The sequence below is a fragment of the Synechococcus sp. CC9616 genome (assembly GCF_000515235.1).
GTDB lineage: Bacteria > Cyanobacteriota > Cyanobacteriia > PCC-6307 > Cyanobiaceae > Parasynechococcus.
In genome coordinates this window covers 2,130,780-2,154,689 of sequence record NZ_KI911558.1, presented here as the reverse complement: position 1 = coordinate 2,154,689, position 23,910 = coordinate 2,130,780, and the positions used below count along the sequence as shown (strand labels likewise).

Here is a 23,910-nt window from a genome sequence, read left to right as displayed (position 1 = left end):
GGGGTGGGAAATCCAACTGGAAACAATTTGCTAATTATAAGCTTTGACCAATGGAGAGGGGACTGGGGCAATCCGCTAAAGCCTGTTATTAAACTGCCAACATATGAAAAGATTGCAGAAAATGGAATTATACTTACGAGATGTTACACAAATAGCCCCCAGTGCGTACCAGCAAGATTTAGTTGGATTACTGGTTTAGAGCCAAGCCAAACTTGCATCACTAAAAATGAGGACGTCAGTCTTCCAAGTGATGCGCCATCTATCATTCGAGACCTACAGAAAAATGGGTGGTATACAAGTATTGTTGGCAAAACTCATTGGTCAAGTCATAACAAACCAAGAGATATAAGAGTTACAAAAAGACTCATACATCAACTAGGTTTTGACGATGTCCTCGAAATTCCAGGGCCAAGAGCCCTTAGAACTATAGATTGCAAAATAACTGATCATTGGAAAGAGGAGGGATATCTTGAAATGCAAAGAAAAGATTTGTACAGAAGATATTGCGGGATTGAAAAAGCACTTGCATGGAAAAGAAACGAGACAATATTACCAAACTATCTTTACCCAGACATTTGGTTAGCTAATCAAGCAGTTGAAAAAATTGAGAAGCTGCCAGAAAGAAGTCCATGGTTGCTCTGGGTAAGCTTCGTAGGACCACATGAACCGTTTGACACACCACATCCATGGCGAGGAATCAATAAAAGTAATAATCTTCCGGCCGTAATAGAAAAAAGACTATGGATCAATGCGCTTAACCATGAATGCCAACTTAAAGAAAGCGAACAAAAATGGAAAGACTTATTGACAAAGCAAGATATTAAAGAACTAAGAGAAGATTACGCAGATCACCTATGTTTACTAGACGAACAAATAAACAAACTAATTAATACATTGAATAAAAGACCTGACTCGGACAATACGACAATTCTAGTGATGTCAGACCATGGCGAAATGCTTGGAGATGGAAATATGCTTTACAAAGGTACTTTTCTTGAGAGCTCAATCCGAGTACCGTTTATATTAAAACAGGCCAACTCAAATAAGAGAAGCATACAAATAAAGAAACCAATTAACCTCACGGGAGCCTTTAAAAGCATAATATTAGGACTCCAAAAGAATAATCCGAGCAAGAGTCTTAGGGTATATTGCAGAAAGCGACAAAATGTAGTTGTAGAATATAACAAAGAAAGACTTTATATACATGGAAACCGAAAAATTTGCACTAATTCGCATGGAAATATACTTTGGGCAACAAACATAAAAAAAGATCCAAACGAAGAAATTAATATCGCTAAATCTCAAAAATTTCAAAATAACAAAAAATGGCATATAATTCAAGAAAAAGCGAAAAAAGAAGATTTGAAAAGAGCACGACCTGAATGGATATGGAGAGATTTACTTAAAAATTCATACGATCAAATTTAGCCCTTATAGAGGAATTTGGATAAGCATTTAACCAACCAAATGAAGTGCGGAATCTGTCAAAATCCGAATTTAAATATTTAATAAATTCATTCACTTCTGAGGCATCAAATCGACCATGGATAACAGAGACAGGTTGGCCTCTTCCTGCTATCCATGGCTTAGAGGTGCGTAAATTAAATTCAGATGGAAGCGACAACAAACGAAAAGATTTACGAGAAAGCATCATTTCCCAAAGAGCAATACGAAGAGATGCTTGATCCCAGGATTGTGCATAATTATCAAACAGAAAGTCATAATAGCTCAACCAAAGCTTCACAAGTTTCTTCTGAACTTTGCTCCTCTTAAAAAACATCACACCGGAATTATATTCGGGAAAAGAAGATGGTACAAATTCAGAGTGAAACCCAGGTGGATGGCGAACTGGAGCATGAACAGCTGCAAAGTCAGCATAAATTCCTAAATCAAATATGTTATCAACTGGCTGAATGAGAAAAGCGTCAGAATCTAGAAATAAAGTAAACTTAAAAGGCAGATTGAGCAAAGGCAAAATTTTATCTCGATAACCATAACAAGGATTTTTATGCTTATAAACATAATCAAAATATTTGTAGTCAATATCGGTAGGTACATCAGTGACTAAACAAGATACACGAGAGCCTAAAAATTGACGCGAACGTGACATGTTGTAAATAGCTTCTTCCTTACATTTTGGACCAGTAGCTATATAAAGGATACCTTGATTATTCCGAATCATGTGACGTTAAGTTCAGCTTTATGTAATTGCAATTTTGAAGAAGCCCATTGAAGCTCAAATTGAAAAGGGGTAGATTTAAGCTCAGATTTTCGTTTATGGAGAAAATCCTTTAATTTACCTAAGCTACTATGAGTTGAATCTAAGCATATAGCCTTTTGAAGATATACTTCTGCCAATTGAATGTCACCACGCATAGAGGCAAGGCTAACTAAATTAATATAATGTTTCATGGTTGGCTGAGCTAAAATTATAGAATGCAATATACATATCTCTGCTTCTAAAAATTTATTTTTAGGGATGTAACCATCAGAAGCACAATCATAAATCAGTGATTCTACACCAATTTCTTGATGTGTTTGTGAACATAGCGAAAGTGCATAATCATAATTAGATTCTTTAACAGCAACCTGCGCTAATTTAAGCTTTTCCAAACCAATTGCGCGAGAATCCGAAGATGATGCTGCTTTCTTTAAATCCGGAGGAGGCGCTAATCGCCCGTGATTTTTAACTTCATCGCGTGAAAATGCTCTCATGAGTGGATCAAGTATAGCCTTTTGCGATGGCAATGTATTATCAGAAACAGAATCGGAACTAGCAATATTAGCGTTAGAACTATTTGCTTTTGAAAAAAGCGAACGAACTGCATCGAGACGCTTTGAATTCTCCTTGGCGTCTTCGTATTCAGGATTCTCTTTTAATAATTTTAAGAGAATTGCTTCAGCTTTTGAAAATTCGTGCATATCAATCAACAAATTTGCGTAATTATTTCTAAGCGAATGACTTGTAGGAGATATAGAAAGAGCACGCTCAAAAATATTTTCAGAAGATTTATAATTGCCAACTCTCCTCAAGGCAGCACCATATAAACCAAGATAACCTTCATCATCACCAAGACTTGATTCTAACTCACCTAATATTTCTAATGCCTCTGTAAACTGGCCAATAGAAAAATGAGAAGCTGCAACTATGTTAGAAGTTCTCGGATCATTACCTGGTTGAATATTATTTTCATCGGCAAGTCTAATTACTTCACTATAATAACCTTTTTTAAACTTGTCCAGAAAAGAATCGTACATTTTTAAAAATAAACTAAATGTATCATATCATCATTTTAAACCTATTGGCTATGATTTGGACCATATGTCGTGGGACATCCATCTTCAAGCCATTGTTTTGCTTGCTGAAATGCGGTTTGCCAGCCTAAGGTCTTAGATTCTCTAGCTATACCAACAGAAGGATACCAATAACTTCTCATAATTGATGGATCGGCAAACCAACGCCAATCATCAAAACGGCTCAATAAACATAATGTTGGAAGATTCAAACCGCCGGCACCATGAATAGTTGTATTAGCAACACTCAAGACAGCATCACAACATGACACCTGACTTAACCAACAATCCATATCTTTCAATGCATTAACAGATGGATCATAAATTATATCAATTCCACGAGAATTCCATGAATTAACTAACTTTTCGCAGTTCCCGTACTGAAGACTAATAAAACGAACATTTTTTATGCTCTGCAAAAACGTAAAAAAATCCTCTTCATCGATTGACTTTTGTTTCATGCGATCTGATTTTCCACCACCGCGCCAACTGAGACCTACTAATCGTTTACCTTCTGCATTTTTAATATAGCTTGATCGCAATTTTTCTCGAGCAATTGGATCGGCCGTTAAACATGGAACTGATGGTGCATAAGAATCAATTGAAGTAAACCGATATTGACATATAGAACCTATTGGGCATTGATAGTCAAATTGGCCTGATTCTAAACGGCCCAATTCAAAATCTTTTCTAGAAAATATAGAAACTTTATTACTCTTAATTTGTGAAGAGAAGTGTCTATTGTAAATGGGTATTAAACGATCAGATAGGAATAATGAAACAGTTTTGGACTCTTGTACTAATGTGGAAAGTAGCGAAGCAAACATCATTACATCCCCAATAGCTTGCTCATCAAGAAGCAATATCGTTTTTCCGATCAAAGATTCTCCTCTCCACAAGGTTAATTCGTCCGAAGAAAAAGGTTTAGCTAAAGAACGTTGCCAACGCTGAGGGCCATTACATGGAGTTTGCAGTCCATGCTCAAATAATTTCCAACCTTTCTCAAAATCTTGCATTTTTAGCAAGTTGCAACCTATGTTCCAACCATTGATAGTAATTAAGTGACGAGCATCATCAGATTGATCAGAATCAATATCCATTAACTCTTGTGCGCATATAAAAGCTTCCTGGTAAAAATTATTTGCATTACTCGGATTAAACCTTTGTATTTCGTGAGTTGCCAGGCCAAAAAGAATTTGGATACGCTTATACGGTGGCACGGAGTTCACAAAATCCTTTAATTGAGACTGCAGCGAATCTACAAGTTCATTATAAGACTCAGATAAATTACAATCATCAAGTAAAAGCATAAGATTAACAACCAGCGAAGCGTTTTCATTGCTAATAAGCAGAGCATTGGAATTAACTAAAAGCGACCACTGGTAAAGGCCAAGCTCTCTTTGCAAGCTAACAATATCTGACAAAACCGAACAGACATTGTCATTATTAAGTTGATTGCCTGATTCTAAATGTAACTGAAGCAAAAAAATGTATTTTTCTAATGCCGAAGCAGGCTTGATTTTTCGAAGCAAATTAGCGTAATTATGATTTATTCCAATATTTTCAGGGTAGAGACTTAGTCCAGCCTGATAAATTTTTATCGATTCGTCATTTCTACCCTGACTTTTCAGCAAAGATCCATAATTTTGATAAATAACAGGATTACTTGAATCCTGATCCATTGCACGTTTATAGTGGGTTTCAGCTTTTTTGAGATCTCCTTGCTCATGTGCTTTGAGGGCCAGTGGCAATCCCATTGCTTTTAAAAACTCTTGAGGTACGATACTGTAGAACAATTAATGCGGTTAGATGGCGAATATATTATTTTTACATCCAAATTTTCCAGGCCAATTTAAGCATATATCTCATTTCTTTGCATCGAAATCAAATGATGTTATTTTCTTGTGCCAAACACACTATGGCAGAACTGTTAAAGGAGTCAAACGTTTATGCCTAAAGGGGAAATCGGGTGGCGATTTTCTGAAAAATCTAAATCTCAATGCACCTCAACGTGCATTACGCTTGGCTGAGCAATATAAATCTGCTTTTGAAGAACTTAAAAGACAATCATGGGCACCAGACATAATTATTAGTCATTCAGGTTGGGGTTGCGGAAGTTACGCCAAACTGTTTTGGCCGCATTCACTCACAATTAGTTATTTAGAATGGTGGTTTAATCCAATATCAAGCGTTTATACATACGATCCTAAAAATACAGAATTAAGTTTGACTCCAGAATCTGTCCAAAAACATTGGTTAAGAAATTCCCTAATTTCGCTTGAATTAATATCAGCTGACAAAATCGTAAGCCCTACTATTTGGCAAAAATCACAACTTCCAGAAATTCTGCAAACCAAATGTCAAGTTATATTTGATGGAATTGACACAAATAAATATAATATGAAAATATCCCAAAATCAACCTAGTCATCCTTTAAAAAAATTTCTAACGTATGGAACTAGGGGCATGGAGCCAATGAGAGGATTTTCACAATTTATACGCTGCATACCGAAACTAAAGGACTTACAAATAGAGATACAAATAGCTGGTGAAGATGAAATGAATTACGGAGGTGTTAAGCCTAAAGAAGGATCCTGGAAACAATGGGCAATCTCATATCTAAAATCGAGGAGATTAGACCATAAAGTGAAGTGGATAGGCAGGTTAAGTGAAAAATCATATATAAATTGGCTTCAAAATTCTTCTTGCCATGTTTATCTAACCCACCCATATGTTGCTAGTTGGAGTTTTGTGGAAGCACTTCATTGCTGTAGAAATATTGTTGCAAGCAATGTTCCTCCCGTCAGAGAATTTTGCAATCAACAAGTCGATGGACTGATTCTTACAGACCACAGAGACGTCAACCTGCTTGCTGAAGCAATAAAAATGGCTCTTAATTCGAACAAAAAAACTACAGAAATTACCCGCATGGGACTTAAGAGACTCAGCTCTATCAATTGCTTGAATGCTTGGAGCAGTGTGGCTGGTTTGGATCTGGCCACATCCGATTGACCAAAGCGCTTGATGCTCGTATATTACCGCTGGTGTCTCAAACCTGACCACCCTCTACAGTCATGGCTAACTACGTAATCGTCTCGCCCGGTCTTTTGACTGAAGGCGGTGCTTCAGGCGATCTTTTCTCCTATCGATCCGGCGCAGTCAGTGGGGCAACCCTCCTAGCCGGTGCTGGAAAGGACACAGTCGAAATTCTCGACGGTGCTTCTTCAGCCAAAAACGTCTCTTTCACGATGGGCGGAGGGGCTGACCTCATTTCTCTCAGCTCAGTCACATTCTCTGGCGAAACCCTCAAGGGAGGTGCTGGAGGTGACACTCTCACTTTGTCGGGAACCAACACAATTTCCAACATCAGTTTTGGAAACGGCAGTGATGTCGTAACAAACAAAGGTGCTCTTGACCTGAATGTTGGTACAGCTGCTTTTGGCGCTGGTGCTGACGACTTCTCCGGCAATTCCGATGTGTCAGCATCAGGTGCTGCCATTCTTATGGGTGCTGGAAAGGACACATTGATTCTTTCCGCTTCAGAAATTGGTAGTGGCACAATTGCTGGTGGCGGCGGAGCTGACAGTCTTTCACTCAATCTGAAAGCTGGTACTGATTTTTCAATTATCGCTGGGGGAGGAAATGACACCCTCACCATTACAGCTGCGGCTGGTGTTTTCGATTCTGGACAAGTCAAGCTTGCAGATGGAGACGATAAGCTGATCGTTGATGGCGACATTTCTGATACAGCTTTCATTCTCGGTGGTGGTGGCGCTGACTCTCTTGACTTTGAGAGCGCAACTTTCGCTGAAGCTGTTGGTCTTACAATTGGTGGAGGAGCAGGTGCTGACACTATTGAATTCGCTGAATTCGGCAGCGCCGGTTCAGGCGCTCAGGTTCTAGCTGGAGGTGGCGGCGACTCCATTCTTCTCAGTTACAACGTTGCTGATAAGACTGCTGGAGATGCTGCATTCTCTGCAGGTGGAGGATTTGGTTCCATCTACGGTCAAGCTGGAGCAGACAGCATCACTTTCAGTGCATCTAACCAGGGTGGTCTGGCAGATGGAACCGCAGGTTTCGCTGGAATTATTGGTTGGAGCTCAGTTGCCGACTCGACAACTGGAGCAATGGATGTCGTCAACTTTGATAAGTCCGCAGGCGACGTCTACCAACTACTCCATGTCGAACCAGCTAGCGGCACGAATGCTGCATCCAAGGGTGACGTTTCGTTGAGTAGTAACGGATTCCTGCAATCCGCTGGTGACAACTCATCTGTAGCAGAACGTCTTTCTGCGATGGACAGTTTGACTGTTACTGGCGAAGCTGGTGTCTTCAAAACCAAGAGTGGATCTGCTGCTTACCTCTTCGTTCAAGGTGGAGCGACCGATTTGGTTGTCAAATTTGACCCAACAACTAACTCTGCTGGAACTATTGGACTTTCAGCTGCAGCATCAGGTGACTTCAAAATGGAATTCCTCTAAATTTCGATTAGTCACTCATTTTCCTGCCCCTCTTTTGAGGGGCTTTTTTATGCAATAAAATATTCAGCTGGCAACAATTACCTGTTACATAATGCCAAACCAGCTAGCGGCGTTATGCCGGATCCAAGTATGCATTTCGTTGAGTAGCAATGGGTTCATGCAATCCGCTAGTGATAACTCATTTCTAGCAGAGGGCATACCTACCATAGATTCACCGACTGTTACTGGTGAAGCCGATGACTTCAAAACCAAGAGTGGATCTGCTGCTTACCTCTTCGTTTAAGATGGAGCGACAAATTTGATGCCCAAATTTACCCGCCATCCAATTCTGCTTGAACCATTAGACTTTTAGCCGCATTCTCGGGGAATTTCAATTTAAGTTTCTGATATTATTTGCTTCAACAAGCATTTCCAGCTCCTCATTCGAGAGCCTTTTACGATAAATATATGACTAGATCCTTTCAACAAAATGCATCACTTATTTTCTATATATTAATCTAAATTTATTCCATAGAGAAGGTATAAACGAAAGGGTCTCATTAATAATTTTCCAGCTAGATTAATTAGTTATCTGTTAAGTGGTACCAATTAAATTAAGTAATACGGCGAAGCCGCAAAAACTTAAGAAGTGATAAAATCACCAGAGCTGACTCAAGTACGAAAGTTGAAGCCAGATTTCGTTTACAGTGTGCATTTTTCTTAGATATTAGTTTACAAATAAAATAGCTAATACTGTCGTATTTTAGAAAATAAAGATTTTGTATTGATCTGCAACCCCAGTTTGTGCTGAGATTACCAGAGTTTAGTGCTTCAAAATAAAGTAGCTCAGCAGACAAGTTAGTCGACAGTCTACAGGCCCCACTAAAATCTTTATATGAAGGCTGTGCTTAATGGGCAACTAGAGTGATGGACTTTTAAAGCTTTGATAAGTGTAATGGTAATATCTATACACTGCTTAATGTCAAACCAATTAGTAGTATATAAGCAGCTTCTAAAACAGCTGAAGCCTCTACGAGAATAGTGGGTTCCTACAATTAATTATAAAAATATTATCTATAGTAGAAACTTGTCCACAATGAAGAACTAAAGCATTATCAATGAGGAATCCAATTCGCTTAGACACAATAGTAGATCTGCAGCATAATAAATACAAAGCTTATATTTTACAACCAGTTGTCAATATTTCAAATATCAACGAAATAAGCAATTAAATCTTTGTGCAATAAATCTTTTAATTAAGTCTTTACAAGCCATTATAAGATAAATATGCTTAAAATTTTAAAATATTATCTAACGAGATTATAGCGCTTAAAACAAATCTTACTTATTCGCCTTGCTGTTCGTACAATGCAGCATACCTTTGACAATTTGAAATTAGCTGGGGATGCGTTCCTTTCTCCACTAGCTGACCGTCATGCATTACAACAATGAGGTCACTATCTTTTATAGAACTTAAACGGTGGGTTATGAATAAAACAGTGCGATTTTCAGCCCAAACTTGCAAATTTTGACAAAGCTGGCGTTCTGTATTGTAATCTAGAGCACTTGTAGCTTCATCCATAATTAACAATTGAGGGTTAGCCAGTATAGTTCGAGCAATTGCTATCCGTTGTCGTTGACCTCCACTTAAATTACTTCCGCGCTCTGCTATTTTTGTTGCATAACCTTGTCCTAAGCTCATTATAAAATCGTGAGCACAAGCTATTTTTGACGCTTCGATAATTGATTCAGTAGTAGCTTGCGGATCATTAAGGGCAATATTTTCAGATATTGTCCCTTCAAATAGCAATGAATCCTGTGGGACAATACCAATTTGTCTTCGCAAACTCGAAAGATTTACTTTAGAAATATCGTAGTCGTCAATGAATATTCGGCCATGGTTGATTTTATAAAGACGTGGCAATAACTTCATGAGTGTACTTTTGCCACTACCACTTTGTCCAACTATGCCTACAAAATTACCAGAATTTATTTCTAAGTTAACATCATCAACTTGATTCGGACCGCTATCTTTGAAACGAAAGGAAACATTTTCAAAGCGAATATTACCATCTATAAGTGGTATTGGAATTTGGTTTAAGTCATCTGTATTAGAAAGCTCGGGATTTTGATCTATGATATCCGAAAGTCGCTCCATTGATATTTGTACTCCTTGAAATCCTTGGTATAATGTTGATAATTGCAATAATGGTCCTGTAACATTTCCACTGATTATTCTGAAGGCAATTAACATACCAAGAGTAAGTTCTCCATTAAGAACCAACCACATACCAACCCAAAGTACAAGAAGCCCACTTAATTGTGTCAGAAAACTCCCGACAACACTTGAGGCTGTACCGAGTGCAGTGCTGCGAAAACCCTGATTAACATATTCTTTATAACGATCTTGCCATTTCCATCTTGCAGTTAATTCAAAATGTTGCGCTTTAACTGTTTGAATGCCACCCAAAATTTCAACCAAGTGACTTTGTGTTTTAGCTTGTGCAACTGCCCGACGTCTTATTAGCCATTTATAGATGGGTGATATACCAAAAATCAAAAGGAAATAGATTGGCAAAATACTTAAAGCAACAGCTGTCAAAAGCGGAGAGTAGATAATCATAACTATTAAATACAACGAAGCAAAAATAAGATTTAGTCCACTCATTAGCGCTGTTCCTGTTAAAAACCCTCGTATAGTATTAAGTTCTCCTAAACGTTGACTTAGTTCACCTACAGGACGCTTTTCAAAAAAATCAAGAGGAAGTGCTAATAAACGATCAATTACAGCGGTCCCTAAAGTCAAATCCATTCGATCAGTCGTATCAACGAATATGTAGGTACGGAGGGCAGTAAGAATACCTTGAAATAATGCCAATATAACCATTGCGCTACCTAACACATTTAAACTGCTTAAATTTCCTTGGGCGAGTACTTTATCGATAATTTGCTGTATCATTAAAGGTATAGCTATGCCGAATAATTGGGCCAACAAAGATGCTACAAAAACTAAGATCAATGACTTTTTATATTTACTAATTAATGGTGTGAACCAATTCCATCCAAAACGACTTGTGGGTGTGCTACCTACTCGCCTTGGAAGAGCAAAATAGAATCTTTTGCCTAAGTAGCTTTTAAATTCTTTATAAGAATAACGACAAATTCCTCTGTGCGGATGAGCAATAATGACAGAAGATTTCTTCAATGCATATATTACAACGGGTACACTTTCAATCATTAATATAGCTGGTAACTCTACACTATTAATAAATTCAGAGTCAACTGCAGCAATTTGACAATTAAGGCCCAAAAGCTCACACAAACGAGCTACAAGCTCTAATGAAAGACTTTTATTTCGCCGGAATTGGTCCTCAAGAATTTTTTCAATAATATCTTTGCGAAAAGGTGCAGATTGATGTAATGCAATCATTTCACAAACAGCAAGAGCTTCCTTAATAGGACCCCGTCCGCAGACGACAGGAAACCTCTGCTCATCTTCAAGGAAATCATCTTCAAGAATTCCCAATTCACGAAGAGACATGCCTGGTAAATCTTGTGCCTCTTCGGCAAGATTTTTGAATTTATCTATGGCCTGATTATATTGTTGTTTGTTTTCTTGAAGAGTACGCACACAACGAACATCAAGCTGATATCCAGGACGATCTGGTAACTGACTACCAGCAGTAAGAAGTGATCCAACGGGAACACCCGTAAAACCATCTGTGCTGATTAACCAATCTGAAGCTGCATTGTGATCATTCGGTTCAAATACTTGGTCATGAGGAAAAGTTAATGTCGCACTATTTTGACTCAACTTAAGGAGAGATTCTGCCCAATTTTTATCACATACTGTTTTATCTTGTACAGAGGCAGATAATACAGCGTAAGCTTCTTGAGGGTGATTTAATTTTTGGAACGAAATCGCAAATTCTTGATTTTTTTTATATGCCTCTATGAATGCTTCTGATGATAACGTGATCACCATAGATGACTCTGAAGCGGTGACCCACTCGCAAGGTGATCCCCGCAATAAACTCACCCACCCCAATAATTGACCAGGTCCACGTCTACACAAAGTGATCGCTTCCCTGTTATCAGGTCGCTTTGCTAGAAGTCGAACAGATCCTTGGAAAACCAAGAACAATCTGCGGGGTATCTCGTCAGGCCTCAAAATCAGCTGGCCTGGATCAAAACTTAGGATTTTTGATCCAGAAGTCAAATTTTGAAATTGATCTCTTGTGAGGTGTGAGTAAGGAAGTTGTCCAGAGATTTGGCTGAACAATGAGTCGAATTGATCGGTGGCTGCCAAGCGAAATAGTCTCTAACACTCAGATAATAAGTGATGGTAGGACGCTTGACGCGTTCCTTCAAGCCAATTATTCAATTCTAGTTTTAGCAAACGCTCTTCACCATCATCATCTAATGCAGCAGATGTATATTTTATTAGCTTAAAAATCGCATATTCTTCTCCGTATTTAACTGGAGGATGTATATCTCCGCTGTGCATTGACGAAATAAACTTTTGCATTGCTACAGGAAATAAAGCAAGAGATTGATCTTCAAACAAACCTCCTCGCCATTTTTCATTACCAGTTGAAAACTCGAAGCACAATTTCTCAAATGTATTTTCATGTGCTTTTAGTCTATGATATAATTCATAAGCAAAGTCACGCTTGGCTACACGCAAAAGTTTATAGCTAACTAAATCAAGCATAGATTTATGACGTAAGTAAATAGACTCTAAACGATGGCCCCAATGATTCCTAGCCCACTTCAATTCAGCATTATCAGAGTTTGACAAACCATCGTCAGACAATGAAGCTTCTACACGCAATTCATGCTTGATCCAAGCATCCAATACTTGGTCCAGTAAATTGGCTTCTTTAAGTAATTTTGAGATTGGAGAAATATATTGATGTAAATGGTTAATTCTTTTAATCGATAACCACTCATCCGGATTTGGATCCAATACTGAATTAAGCACTACACTATCTTTATTCATTGTTGCCGAATACTCCGTATACTATCTGTTTGATCGACCAAAAGATCGCTCAAGAGGCTTATGAGTCGTTTTTCGCGTAGTTTAAGATTTGTGGTAATTGCCATGCCAGACTTTAGAGGTATTTGTATCCCTCGACTTTCTAAATAAAATTTATTTAGCTCCAACTTTACAGGAAACCGATAAAAGGTCATTGCACTATCTGGTGGAAGAACATCTGCACCAATTTGGCTAACATTTGCAGAGATTTCTCCGTACCTAGTAAATGGAAACGCATCAACTCTTACTTTTGCTTGTTGTCCACTGCGTACAAATCCAATATCTTGGTTAGGAACAAACACCTCAGCATATAGACCTTCTTGTGGCACTATAGATAAGATTCTTTCACCAGACTGTAAAACTCCCTTTGAACGTGCAGCAGGGTCAAACACGACTCCTGTAGCTGGAGCATGTACATTTTGATATTGTAATTGAAGATTAATTTCTTTCAGCTGATTTTTCATCTGATCTAAAGATTTAATTGATTCTAGTTTTGTTTGATCGGATTGTAATTGCAAACGACTTTTCTGCTCCTTTAACTCTGTAATTTGCTTTTGCATTTCAAATACTTGATCTAATTGTTCAAGATGTTGAAGTCGCTGAAAACCTCCTTGCTCAACTAATTCACCCATTTCAGAAGTGATTAGCTTTTTGGTAACTAATCGTTGCTCCAGGACTTCTTCACGTGATTGCAAAGAAGATAATTGACTTTCAAAGGTTTTCAACTGGTTTTGCAACTCTTTTTGCTCTATTTCAATTAATTTTGTCAATGTTGTTTTACGCTCCAAAGCTTGGCGAGTGTCAAAACGAACTAAGAGCTGACCTTTTATGACCTTTTCACCATCCGTAAAAAACACTCCTGATATCTGGCCACCCACAGGCGTTTCCACTTCAACGGTTCCACCAATTGACTTCAACTGTCCTTGAACAGTTACAACCTCGTCAATTCGAAAGAAAATGCCAGCTATTACTGCGATGGTACTGAGGCTTATCATTAAAAAAGCTAGTGTCTGCGCCCAAACTGGCGTTTGGCGAAGAACCATTGAACGGTTTCGAGCTAACCACTGGTTCGTAGCGTCACCGAGCCTTTGTTTGGTTGTGAGAGATAATTTGACTTGTTCATCTCTATTTTCAGATGAACTTTCCTCACTCTTGGTCTCTTTCAGTGGTTTTAGGGGTGTTGGCATTTCGATTGTAGTGCAAACCAGAAAAATGCGACAGATTCTTCCGAGATGGCTCAACACTTAATTGTTTTGCACGCACCAGGATCATTCGGGCTCTGATTGTTAGGGCTTGGTCCAAATCTAAAACCATCTTGCGGAATCCTTAAACTACAAAGACTCCTGACAACTATCCTTTTTAGGCTTCTGACCGATCGATTGCTAAAATAGTTATATGTTTATGAATAGCAGTATCGCAGTAACACTTTGGAGAGGTAAACGACTTGTTAATTTCGGTAGAGTTCATTCAGCCGATCGTTATCGCGCCGTACTTTTGGATATTACTATAAGAGGAAACTTATAAAGAAAGGGGTTATGACGTCAAACAATTTAATAGTTGTTTTATTCTTCTTGTATTCAAAAACTGAAAAAACATTCGTTGAATATTAAATCTTCAGGCTTTTGTGAGCAAATTAGATTTGTAAATACTTGTGAACATGACTTAATGACATTTAACTTCAAAAGCGGATGAAGAGATTCGAACTCTCGACCCTCTCCTTGGCAAGGAGATGCTCTACCACTGAGCTACATCCGCAGGTCGCTGGCGCGAGATGTATTCCCTGCGACGAGATGATCATGCACCACGGAGGGGCTCAAGGTCAATCCGCAACGCATTAGGCCTCAACTGGTGGCAATGCCGCCATCAGGGAGCCCATCTCCAAAGCCTGAAGTCCATAGGACCAGCCCAGGTTGCTCTTGATTCCAGCCCGTTCAAGCGCCTGCTGCATGGTGTCTGTGGTCAGCACCCCAAAGATCACTGGCACGCCAGTCTCCCTGGCCACAGAGGCAATCCCCTTGCTGGACTCAGCAACCACCACATCGAAATGGGGCGTGTCGCCACGGATGACGGCTCCGAGAGTGATCAGCACCTGGTAACGACCACTGCGGGCCAGTTGCTGGCTAACGATCGGCAATTCAAACGAGCCAGGCACCCAGGCCACATCCAGTTGATTACTGCTGGAGCTGGTATCGATGCCATGACGCGCCAGGCAATCCAGGCAACCGCTCAGCAACTTGCCGGTGACCAAATCATTGAAACGAGCCACCACCACAGCGATGCGCAATCCAGACGTGTCCGTGAACCGTCCCTCGAAGGTGGCCATGGCGAACTCAGACGACGAAGAAACTCACACCCCAGTTGAGCAGAACCAGAGCCACCCAAACACCACTGCCCAGCAAGATCAAACGGTTCGAGCGGCCGCTGTCCTCACTGGAGGCATAGAGCACTGGAACGGCGACGATCAAAGCGAAGGACATCACCACCAGGGCCAGAACGGTGAGCGTGTTAAGGAACTGCATGGAAACGCGGATCGTTAGGACATTGTCACACGTGAGATCCTGCATACCGCTGGATCGGAGACCAGCCGTCACACGCGCCGTGCCATGAGCCGCCTACCGCAGGTCAGCTTCATCACCCCAGCGCACAACAGACCGCTGGAACTGCGGGCAGCTCTGGCCAGCTGTCTTTGCCAAAGCCTTGAGGACTGGGAAGCCGTGGTCGTGGACGACCACAGCGATCAGGCGGACCTGAAGACTCTTGTGAAAGGTCTTGGCGATCCACGCATCCGCTACATCAAGCAAGAGCCTGGATCCAGCGGCGAAGCGGCTGGCCGGGAGCGGGCCATCGCCGCAGCCCGCAGCAACATCCTGATCACCCTGGACAGCGACGATCTCAACCACCCCCACCGGGCTGCCGATTGCCTGGAGCTGCTCAGCAGCGAAAGCCCTCGCCTGATCTACACCCGCGTAAATCTGTTCAGCAGCAGCAACCCGCGGGGCCATGCCAAACCCGTGTTTCAGCCCTTCAGTGCACCGCTGCTGGAGATGATGAACTTCATCACGAACCCCGGAACAGCCTTCAATCGCGCGGCTTATGGAGCAGCGGGCGGGATGTACAACCGTCGTCTATCCCTTGCTACCGATTACGACCAGTACCTGCGCATGGCCAGGGCTGGAGTGTCGATTCTCGGTGTTGACCGCATCCACGTGAGCTACCGCAAGCATGCAGGGGCTGTGACCGCTGGCCAAGCCGATTCCCTACATGCCGCGGTGATGCAGGTGCGCGAACTCAATGCCGTGGCGCCTTTTCCATTGGAGGCTATCCGGGCCCATGCTCTGCCGGAGCTGTGCCGCAACGTGCTGGAGAACCCAGAGCAGCGAGCGCTATGGCGCGATGACCGCTGGATGCCATGAGAACCGCCAGCCAGACAACACCGCCGATCTTTCTGATCGGCTTCAACAAATGCGGCACCACGTCGTTCCACGACTATTTCAAGGCCAACGGCATCAGTTCGGTGCACTGGCGCGCCAACACCCTAGCCATGGCGCTGCATCAAAACCATCTGGCAGGCCAACCACTGCTGCAAGGGATCGATCGCTGGACCGCCTATACGGACATGATCTGCATCCCAGGCACGCCCTGGGGAGGCAGCAACAGCGATGACCAGCCCCTGATCGAGGGGTCCCGCTACTTCAAAGCGTTGCACCGGGACTATCCCGATGCCTTGTTCGTGCTCAACACCCGTAATCCGTTCGACTGGATCCGTTCACGCCTGAAGCATGACCAGGGCCGCTTCGCGCAGGCCTACTTGGACGCCCTTCGCCCCGACGGCATCCGCAACCGCCGCCAACTCAAGCAGCGCTGGCTGCTGGACTGGTATCAACATCACAGCGAGGTGCTGCAGTACTTCAGCACTGAAGCGCCCAAGCAGCTGTTGCTGTTTCACATCAGCGAAACCCCGGTGAAGCGACTGAACCGCTTCCTGGCTCCTCATTTCGCCATCCAACAACGCCGGTTCCCCCATCACCACCGCTCGGCATAACGGGGCAACTGTGGTGCCACCTGCGGCTGCTGAAGGCCTTGCTGCAGCATCAACCAATAAAGGTCAAAACGCTCCAAGCGCTCCGCCGGCAGGCGGTTCGGCAGCGCTCCAGCTGAGAGATGCACGATGGCGGCGTTGTCGCGCACATCCGGCAGGCAATAGGCCATCGGATTGCAGGCAAGTTCATGCCAGGGATTGTCTTGTTGGCGCGGGCGCATCCAGCTGAGCAGGTTGAACTGACCAGGTAGGTACTGCAACCTGCCCCGCAGCAAGGCATTGAGCGCGCACTGCTCGCGAAAGCGGCAGAGGGCACGGTTCTGCAGGAAATACTGCACCACATCAGGGGGCGTCAGCAGCGCAGCCAGGCAGCTGCTGTCGAAAAGCAGCACGCCGGCATTGAAGTAGTGGTATTGGGTCTCCAGGCCAAGCAGCAGGGCCCGATCGGGCATAGGCCGGCCATGGGAGGCGGCAGCCATAGGCCTCTCCTCGCTGAGGGGCAAGTCGGTAAGTGCCTCGAGATTGGACACGCACAAGGTATCGGCATCGACGTAGAGGTAACGGCCGGGATCTGACTGCTGCAGCGCTTCGATGCAGAAGAAATACGGGCGCACCGAAGCCGGCAGTTGATGCAGAGCCGCGGCATCGCCGATGGCTTGATGACGCAGCGGCACGGCAAATGCAGCCGCCAAAGCGTCGAGTTGCGGAAACGTCTCCTCCGCAGGGCTCACCAGCACCAGCGACTCAAAGCGTTGATGGAGCAAAAACGACGTGAGCGCTACCGCCGCCAAGGACTCGAAGCCCTGATCCAGTGCCATCAGCAGATGCATCGCCAACCCGAAACGCGACAACCCTCGTATCCTCGGTCCAACGATGTTTGGCTCGGTGGCACAGCAGGACTCCCTCGCCCTGCAGGGCAGCCTGTTCGGCGAACCGGAACCCCCCAAAACAAGCACCAGCCTGCAGGGCAACACGGCTGCACCCGAGCTGAACGAACTAACGGACGCCAAGCTCAATGCCGATGCCGCAGCCCGGCCGCGTCAGAGGCAGGAGGCGAACAAACGCAAGACCAACGCCAGCGAATCAGTCGCTGAAGACGTTGCGACGCCGGACGATTCCGATGATCAACCCGCCTGGGCCCACCACGGCCAGGTGAAGGCCGCCCAGCTCACGCCGATGCTGCGGCATTACGTGGAGCTCAAGACGGCCCACCCAGAGCGTGTACTGCTTTACCGGCTGGGGGATTTCTTCGAATGCTTCTTTGAAGACGCGATCGAGCTCTCGCGGGTACTGGAGCTCACCCTCACCGGCAAGGAGGGGGGCAAGGCCATCGGCCGGGTGCCGATGGCCGGCATCCCCCACCACGCCGCTGAGCGCTACTGCGCCGAACTGATTCGTCGCGGCTATTCCGTCGCCCTCTGCGATCAACTCGAAACCAGCCCCACCAAGGGATCCTTGTTGAAGCGGGACATCACCCGGGTTCTCACCCCCGGGACGGTGCTGGAGGAGGGCATGCTCAGCGCCCGCCGCAACAACTGGCTAGCGGCTGTTGTGGTGGAGCCAGACCGCAACGACAACGCCTTGCCATGGGGCCTCGTTCAGGCCGACGTGAGCACCGGTGAGGTGCAGGTGATGCAGCGCCGTGGAGCCAGTGAGCTGCATCAACAGCTGGCCCAGCTGGAGGCCTCGGAACTGCTCTGGGCTGCAAGGGCTAGTGACAGAAAGGACCGTGAAACCACACCCTCCTGGTGCCCGGAACGTTTGCGGCTTACCCCCTTGAGCAGCACAGCCTTCAGTGCCCCAGAGGCCGAACAAGCCCTGCTCAACCACTACCGCCTCAGCAGCCTCGATGGCCTCGGGCTACCGGAGCTTCCCCTCGCCCTGCGAGCCGCCGGCGGCCTGCTGGCCTACCTGCGGGACACACAACCGCTCGAAGCCGACGCCCGCGTGCCCCTCGAGGTGCCATGCATCGTTCACAACGGCGATGCCCTGGTTCTGGACGCTCAGACGCGCCGCAACCTGGAACTCACCGCCACCCAACGCGACAACCAACTGCAGGGTTCGCTGCTCTGGGCGATCGACCGCACCCTCACCGCCATGGGGGGTCGCTGCCTGCGCCGCTGGATCGAAGCACCCTTGATGGACTGCTCCCTGATCCAGGAGCGTCAGGTGGTGGTGAGTGCCCTGGTGGAGCAACGCTCCCTGCGCCTGGCCCTGCGTCGTCTGCTCAGGCCGATGGGGGATCTCGAACGGCTAGCGGGCCGTGCAGGCGCCGGCCATGCCGGGGCCCGAGATCTGGTGGCCATCGCTGACGGACTCGAACGCTTGCCTCAGCTAGCAGAACGGCTGAACGGTGCCATCGCTTCAGAACCCGATTGGTTGGTGGCGCTGGTGCAGCGGCAGGATCAGCTGCTGGCGTTAGCCGCTGCCATCCGTCATGCCCTGGTGGAGGCGCCTCCACTGTCTCTCTCTGAAGGAGGGCTGATCCACGACGGTATGGATCCCCTGCTGGATGGTCTGCGTAACCAGCTGGACGACCAGGACGCCTGGCTGTCCCAACAGGAGCAGCAGGAACGCCGGTTGAGCGGCAACAGCAACCTGCGGCTGCAGCACCATCGCACCTTTGGGTACTTCCTCGCCGTCAGCAAAGCCAAGGCCAGCGCGGTGCCGGATCACTGGATCCGCCGCCAGACCCTGGCCAATGAGGAGCGCTTCATTACGCCGGAGCTGAAGGAAAGGGAAGGGCGCATCTTTCAACTGCGCGCGCGGGCCTGCCAGCGGGAATACGAACTGTTCTGCCAGATACGTGAACAAGTGGGAACCATGGCGGCGCCTATCCGGGAAGCCGCCCGGGCGGTGGCCGGATTGGATGCTCTCTGCGGCCTGGCCGATGTGGCTGCCACCGAGGGCTACTGCCCACCCAACGTTCTAAACGGTCGGGAACTACGACTTACGGGCGCCCGCCATCCAGTGGTGGAGCAACTGCTAGTGGAGAAAAGCTTCACCGCCAACGATGTGCACTTGGGGGAGGGCACGGACCTGGTGGTGCTCACGGGGCCCAATGCCAGCGGCAAAAGCTGCTATCTGCGCCAGATTGGCCTGATTCAGTTGCTAGCCCAAATCGGCAGCTGGGTGCCCGCCACAACCGCCCGGATCGGCATCGCCGATCGCATCTTTACCCGGGTGGGAGCTGTGGATGATCTCTCAGCGGGACAGTCCACCTTCATGGTGGAAATGGCCGAAACCGCCAACATCCTTCACCACGCCACGGACCGTTCGCTTGTGCTCCTCGATGAGATCGGACGCGGCACAGCGACCTTTGATGGCCTCTCCATCGCCTGGGCGGTGAGCGAGCACCTAGCGGGTGATCTGGGTAGTCGCAGCGTGTTCGCCACTCACTACCACGAGCTCAACAACCTCGCTGCCGAGTGGAATAACGTAGCCAACTTCCAGGTATTGGTGGAGGAAACCGGAGACGATCTGGTGTTCCTGCATCAAGTGCAATCCGGCGGCGCCAGCCGCAGCTACGGCATCGAAGCGGCTCGCCTCGCCGGCGTTCCGTCACCCGTGGTGTTGCGCGCCCGTCAGGTGCTGGATCAGCTGGCGGCCTGAACGTTTTGCAGTCGATCACGAATGCTGCGAATCAAAGCCTGATCTCGTTGATGGGCTTTCATCCACTTGTCTTGGTTTGCGGAATGTGCATGATCCAAAAGACTCCCAAACTGGCTCTGAAATGAAAGGGGAATTTCCTGATAAAGCTGATTTAAGTCGTCAATCCAAGCATCAACATTGACCCCCCATTCTTGCAAGTCGCGTAGCATCTTTAGCCAGCGCAAAGCAATCCACCATCTCAGCTCCTCAGGCATCGCCAGTTTCGGAGCCGCCAACACCTTTTCTGAATATGATTTAAGGGGTAACCGAATTAAATTTACCCCGATGTGATGCAACAGACGACTAAGTCCAGCCGGCTGAAGCAATTGATCGAACGTGATGATGAGCAATTGATCAGGAGGAAACGCAGCACTCCAGTTGCTTATTGTGCGGAAATAGTCAGACCGATGAACGACAGCTGGAGATTCAGCGATCGTAATTAGCTTGGCCAATTCTGCAGATGAAAGGTCATTTTTTCCCCATGCCGATCGCATCATGCTGATTTGAGACCAGATCCGGTGAAGGGGATGACGGACAACAAAAATTATCTTCAGATCGGGTAGATAGCGAGCAATCTCTAGAACAGCCTGTTGACTCAAAGCAGAATATGCAGGTGTAATTTCACCAGTTATTCCTGAATCCGCGAAGTGAGCCTCATACCATGACAATGGTTGATTCAGCACATGCTCGTCGAAATAATGAATTTCCTTGTTAAAGGCATCCACTCCTGAATCGGTCATCAACACCTGAGGATGAGCAGACAGGATCAGGTGCAGTCTTGTTGTTCCGCAACGCTGTCCGCCAATGCAAAGAAAGGTTGGTTGACCCATTAGCCCGTCATCTTCTGGCGCAGCTGCTTGACCCGATCGCGCAGGTTCGCCGCCTCCTCGAAATCTAGCTTCTTGGCCGCTTCTTTCATTTTCGATTCCAGCTGATCAATCAGTTCCGGGAGTGCCTCAAGAGCCATACCTGCGTCAGGATCGCTCACCAAGGCTTTCGCTGCTTTACCTGCAACCTGCACCAAATCGGCATCAGGGCCGTCCTGTTTCAACTTCCTGCTCAGCTCAAGGAAACTAAGGATCGAGTTGCTTGCCTTCTTTCCGGCTGCCGTGGGCACGACGCCGTGCTTCTCGTTGTATGCCTGCTGAATGGCCCGCCGGCGCTCGGTTTCAGAGATGGCCTTGGCCATTGAGTCGGTCATGTTGTCGGCATAAAGCATTGCCTTCCCTTCCACATGGCGGGCTGCTCGGCCGATTGTTTGGATCAGCGAGCGCTCGGCCCGCAGAAATCCCTCCTTATCGGCATCAAGGATCGCCACCAGGCTCACCTCCGGTAGATCCAAGCCCTCCCGCAGCAAGTTCACCCCTACCAGCACGTCGTATTCACCAAGGCGCAGATCCTGAATGATTTCGATCCGCTCGATCGAGTGGATCTCCGAGTGCAGATAACGCACCCGCACCTTGTTCTCGGCCAGATAGTCGGTGAGATCTTCCGCCATGCGCTTGGTGAGGGTGGTCACCAACACCCGCTGATTTTTGCTGGCACGGTCGCGGATCTCCCCCAGCAGATCGTCCACCTGGCCCGTGGTAGGCCGCACCTCCACCACCGGATCGAGCACCCCCGTCGGGCGGATCACCTGCTCGGCCACCTCACCGCTGCTCACCTCCATCTCCCAGTTGCCCGGCGTCGCTGAGACGAACACCGTCTGACGCGCTTTTTCCCAAAACTCTTCTCCCTTCAGCGGCCGGTTGTCCGCCGCGCTGGGCAGGCGGAAACCATGCTCAATCAGCACCTTTTTGCGGGCCTGGTCGCCGTTGTACATCGCCTGCAGCTGCGAGCAGGTGACATGGCTCTCATCCACAATCAGCAGCCAGTCGTCGGGGAAATAATCGATCAGGCACTCCGGCGGGGTGCCCTCTTGGCGGCCAGCCAGATGGCGGGCGTAGTTCTCCACGCCATTGCAGTAGCCCACCTGGTCCAGCATTTCCAGGTCGTATTTGGTGCGCTGCTCCAGCCGCTGGGCCTCCAGCAACTTGCCCTCAGTGTTGAGAAAGTCGAGCCGATCCCGCAATTCCTGGCGGATCTCACGGATGGCGGTGTCGAGCCGGTCTTTGGGCGTCACGAAGTGCTTGGCCGGGTAGATGTTCACCGCATCCAGGCTCTGCAAAATCTCGCCGGTGGTGGGATCGACATAGCGAATCGCCTCCACCTCGTCACCGAACAGTTCGATCCGCACCAACCGGTCTTCGTAAGCGGGGCCGATCTCGAGCACATCCCCCTTCATCCGAAAACGACCGCGGGCGATTTCGGTGTCGTTGCGGCTGTACTGGTTGTTCACCAGCTCCCGCAGCTGACCACGGATGTTGAGGGTCTCCCCCACCTCGAACTTCACCGCCGCCTTGAGGTATTCGCTGGGAATCCCCAGGCCGTAGATGCAGCTGATCGAGGCCACCACGATCACATCGCGCCGCTCGAACAGCGAGCGCGTCGCCGAGTGGCGCAGCATGTCGATCTCCTCATTGATCGACGCCGTCTTGGCGATGTAGGTATCGCTGACCGGAACGTAGGCCTCCGGCTGGTAGTAGTCGTAATAGGAGATGAAGTACTCAACGGCGTTCTCGGGGAAAAACTCCCGCAGTTCGTTGCACAGCTGCGCCGCCAGGGTCTTGTTGTGGGCCAGCACCAGCGCCGGTCGGCCGGTCTGGGCGATGACGTTGGCCATCGTGAAGGTCTTGCCCGTTCCAGTCGCCCCCAAAAGAGTCTGATAACGCTCACCACCGTTCACCCCCTTCACCAGCTGGTCAATCGCGGTTGGCTGATCGCCCTTCGGCGAATAAGGAGCCGTGAGGTCGTAGGCGGGCATGGGTGCTACGGGGCCAGACAGCAGAAGACAATTATCGCCGGGGAGCAAGATGAAGTGCTGCGGCTTCCAGACGCGTGACCCCGATCCGGCTGGTTCGCTATGCCTCCAGCCAGCACTAGCTTGACCTCGGGAAAGTTCTGACGCCCAGCCAAGGGACTAAAACAGCAGCAGCTCTTCGATCGCCATGCATTCTCGGCCCCGTGGAAGCAGTTTTGGCCGGCTGAAGTTGTGCTGTCCTAAAACGATGCCGTAGTGAGCCACAGGCACAGCAAACGGTTAGCGAGCTTCGGCTGGCCAACCTCCAACAGCATCAGCCGGGCCGTGTGAAGGACATAGCTTGAGCTGACCATCTGAAGAGCAGCGACATGGGCCCCAGGGTAATTGAAGAACTGCTCCACACCCCAGTAGCGGTGTTAGTGGAACAGGTGTATCTGATACCCACCAAAATTGCCGGCAGCAATGAATAAATAGCAATCCAGGAGGAAACCAACTGTAATTATTAGTTCTAGATAATAAATAACAGCAGAATGAAGGCAGGAGGAAATAGTTATACAATTATAGAAAG

Annotated in this window: 17 protein-coding genes and 1 tRNA gene; 6 read left to right on the top strand and 12 right to left on the bottom strand. The window is 46.8% G+C overall.

What is annotated here, in order from left to right:
• Positions 1-3 precede the first annotated feature (3 nt).
• The gene (locus SYN9616_RS0112200) at positions 4-1,428 is read left to right on the top strand and encodes a sulfatase (protein WP_198015181.1); all 1,425 of its coding nucleotides are present in this window, start codon (positions 4-6) and stop codon (positions 1,426-1,428) included.
• On the opposite strand, the gene SYN9616_RS17440 is transcribed toward SYN9616_RS0112200, so the two are convergent.
• Genes SYN9616_RS17440 through SYN9616_RS17435 form a run of 3 tightly spaced genes read right to left on the bottom strand, consistent with a single transcriptional unit; the run spans position 1,403 to position 5,051 of the window.
• On the bottom strand, positions 1,403-2,182 hold the full coding sequence (locus tag SYN9616_RS17440; protein ID WP_156918806.1) for a hypothetical protein: 780 nt from the start codon (positions 2,180-2,182) through the stop codon (positions 1,403-1,405). The two genes, SYN9616_RS0112200 and SYN9616_RS17440, sit on opposite strands and share 26 nt — an antisense overlap.
• Positions 2,179-3,258: a M48 family metallopeptidase gene (locus SYN9616_RS16685; protein ID WP_071991474.1), complete on the bottom strand. Its 1,080-nt coding sequence runs from the start codon at positions 3,256-3,258 to the stop codon at positions 2,179-2,181. Before SYN9616_RS16685 ends, SYN9616_RS17440 begins: the two co-directional genes overlap by 4 nt.
• Positions 3,259-3,299: 41 nt before the next feature.
• The gene (locus SYN9616_RS17435; RefSeq protein WP_071991473.1) at positions 3,300-5,051 is read right to left on the bottom strand and encodes a tetratricopeptide repeat protein; all 1,752 of its coding nucleotides are present in this window, start codon (positions 5,049-5,051) and stop codon (positions 3,300-3,302) included.
• 52 nt (positions 5,052-5,103) lie between these two features.
• On the opposite strand from SYN9616_RS17435, the gene SYN9616_RS16675 reads away from it, so the two are divergent.
• Positions 5,104-6,306, top strand: a complete 1,203-nt coding sequence (locus SYN9616_RS16675; protein ID WP_071991472.1) for a glycosyltransferase — start codon at positions 5,104-5,106, stop codon at positions 6,304-6,306.
• A gap of 62 nt (positions 6,307-6,368) precedes the next feature.
• Positions 6,369-7,775 carry a hypothetical protein gene (locus SYN9616_RS0112180; protein ID WP_156918798.1) on the top strand — a complete coding sequence of 469 codons (1,407 nt, stop codon included), beginning with the start codon at positions 6,369-6,371 and terminating at the stop codon, positions 7,773-7,775.
• Between the two features lie 1,324 nt (positions 7,776-9,099).
• On the opposite strand, the gene SYN9616_RS16670 is transcribed toward SYN9616_RS0112180, so the two are convergent.
• The 6 genes from SYN9616_RS16670 to psbZ form a co-directional block, all read right to left on the bottom strand.
• Positions 9,100-11,973 carry an ABC transporter transmembrane domain-containing protein gene (locus SYN9616_RS16670; RefSeq protein WP_255326805.1) on the bottom strand — a complete coding sequence of 958 codons (2,874 nt, stop codon included), beginning with the start codon at positions 11,971-11,973 and terminating at the stop codon, positions 9,100-9,102.
• Between the two features lie 102 nt (positions 11,974-12,075).
• Positions 12,076-12,756, bottom strand: coding sequence for a peptidylprolyl isomerase (locus SYN9616_RS16665; protein ID WP_071991470.1), 681 nt, complete (start codon positions 12,754-12,756; stop codon positions 12,076-12,078).
• Positions 12,753-13,979, bottom strand: a complete 1,227-nt coding sequence (locus tag SYN9616_RS0112165; protein ID WP_156918796.1) for an HlyD family secretion protein — start codon at positions 13,977-13,979, stop codon at positions 12,753-12,755. Before SYN9616_RS0112165 ends, SYN9616_RS16665 begins: the two co-directional genes overlap by 4 nt.
• Positions 13,980-14,475: 496 nt before the next feature.
• Positions 14,476-14,547 (bottom strand) — tRNA-Gly (locus tag SYN9616_RS0112160).
• A 79-nt stretch (positions 14,548-14,626) separates the two neighbouring features.
• Positions 14,627-15,115, bottom strand: coding sequence for a 6,7-dimethyl-8-ribityllumazine synthase (ribH, locus tag SYN9616_RS0112155; protein WP_028953332.1), 489 nt, complete (start codon positions 15,113-15,115; stop codon positions 14,627-14,629).
• 7 nt (positions 15,116-15,122) lie between these two features.
• On the bottom strand, positions 15,123-15,311 hold the full coding sequence (psbZ, locus tag SYN9616_RS0112150) for a photosystem II reaction center protein PsbZ (RefSeq protein ID WP_028953331.1): 189 nt from the start codon (positions 15,309-15,311) through the stop codon (positions 15,123-15,125).
• Positions 15,312-15,395: 84 nt separating this feature from the next.
• Between psbZ and SYN9616_RS16185 the strand changes: the two genes are divergently transcribed.
• Complete coding sequence (locus SYN9616_RS16185) at positions 15,396-16,205, top strand: glycosyltransferase (RefSeq protein WP_028953330.1); 810 nt, start codon at positions 15,396-15,398, stop codon at positions 16,203-16,205.
• Positions 16,202-16,834: a sulfotransferase family protein gene (locus SYN9616_RS0112140; RefSeq protein WP_028953329.1), complete on the top strand. Its 633-nt coding sequence runs from the start codon at positions 16,202-16,204 to the stop codon at positions 16,832-16,834. Before SYN9616_RS16185 ends, SYN9616_RS0112140 begins: the two co-directional genes overlap by 4 nt.
• On the opposite strand, the gene SYN9616_RS0112135 is transcribed toward SYN9616_RS0112140, so the two are convergent.
• A complete protein-coding gene (locus SYN9616_RS0112135) occupies positions 16,816-17,682 on the bottom strand; it encodes a glycosyltransferase (RefSeq protein WP_037991017.1) in 867 nt (288 codons plus the stop codon). The genes SYN9616_RS0112140 and SYN9616_RS0112135 overlap by 19 nt on opposite strands.
• A 22-nt stretch (positions 17,683-17,704) precedes the next feature.
• Between SYN9616_RS0112135 and mutS the strand changes: the two genes are divergently transcribed.
• A complete protein-coding gene (mutS, locus tag SYN9616_RS0112130; RefSeq protein ID WP_028953327.1) occupies positions 17,705-20,443 on the top strand; it encodes a DNA mismatch repair protein MutS in 2,739 nt (912 codons plus the stop codon).
• On the opposite strand, the gene SYN9616_RS0112125 is transcribed toward mutS, so the two are convergent.
• Positions 20,428-21,312, bottom strand: a complete 885-nt coding sequence (locus tag SYN9616_RS0112125; RefSeq protein ID WP_028953326.1) for a sulfotransferase — start codon at positions 21,310-21,312, stop codon at positions 20,428-20,430. The genes mutS and SYN9616_RS0112125 overlap by 16 nt on opposite strands.
• On the bottom strand, positions 21,312-23,345 hold the full coding sequence (gene uvrB, locus SYN9616_RS0112120) for an excinuclease ABC subunit UvrB (RefSeq protein WP_028953325.1): 2,034 nt from the start codon (positions 23,343-23,345) through the stop codon (positions 21,312-21,314). The genes SYN9616_RS0112125 and uvrB overlap by 1 nt, the downstream gene beginning before the upstream one ends.
• Between the last annotated feature and the right edge of the window lie 565 nt (positions 23,346-23,910).

Excerpts from the sequence above, each read along its gene's own strand:
- psbZ (WP_028953331.1), bottom strand. The coding sequence starts at position 15,311 with ATGCAGTTCCTTAACACGCTCACCGTTCTGGCCCTGGTGGTGATGTCC.
- SYN9616_RS16675 (WP_071991472.1), top strand. The coding sequence starts at position 5,104 with ATGGCGAATATATTATTTTTACATCCAAATTTTCCAGGCCAATTTAAG.
- uvrB (WP_028953325.1), bottom strand. The coding sequence starts at position 23,345 with ATGCCCGCCTACGACCTCACGGCTCCTTATTCGCCGAAGGGCGATCAG.
- SYN9616_RS16685 (WP_071991474.1), bottom strand. The coding sequence starts at position 3,258 with ATGTACGATTCTTTTCTGGACAAGTTTAAAAAAGGTTATTATAGTGAA.
- SYN9616_RS0112180 (WP_156918798.1), top strand. The coding sequence starts at position 6,369 with ATGGCTAACTACGTAATCGTCTCGCCCGGTCTTTTGACTGAAGGCGGT.
- mutS (WP_028953327.1), top strand. The coding sequence starts at position 17,705 with ATGTTTGGCTCGGTGGCACAGCAGGACTCCCTCGCCCTGCAGGGCAGC.
- SYN9616_RS17440 (WP_156918806.1), bottom strand. The coding sequence starts at position 2,182 with ATGATTCGGAATAATCAAGGTATCCTTTATATAGCTACTGGTCCAAAA.
- ribH (WP_028953332.1), bottom strand. The coding sequence starts at position 15,115 with ATGGCCACCTTCGAGGGACGGTTCACGGACACGTCTGGATTGCGCATC.
- SYN9616_RS16185 (WP_028953330.1), top strand. The coding sequence starts at position 15,396 with ATGAGCCGCCTACCGCAGGTCAGCTTCATCACCCCAGCGCACAACAGA.
- SYN9616_RS0112165 (WP_156918796.1), bottom strand. The coding sequence starts at position 13,979 with ATGCCAACACCCCTAAAACCACTGAAAGAGACCAAGAGTGAGGAAAGT.
- SYN9616_RS0112125 (WP_028953326.1), bottom strand. The coding sequence starts at position 21,312 with ATGGGTCAACCAACCTTTCTTTGCATTGGCGGACAGCGTTGCGGAACA.
- SYN9616_RS17435 (WP_071991473.1), bottom strand. The coding sequence starts at position 5,051 with ATGGGATTGCCACTGGCCCTCAAAGCACATGAGCAAGGAGATCTCAAA.
- SYN9616_RS0112140 (WP_028953329.1), top strand. The coding sequence starts at position 16,202 with ATGAGAACCGCCAGCCAGACAACACCGCCGATCTTTCTGATCGGCTTC.
- SYN9616_RS16665 (WP_071991470.1), bottom strand. The coding sequence starts at position 12,756 with ATGAATAAAGATAGTGTAGTGCTTAATTCAGTATTGGATCCAAATCCG.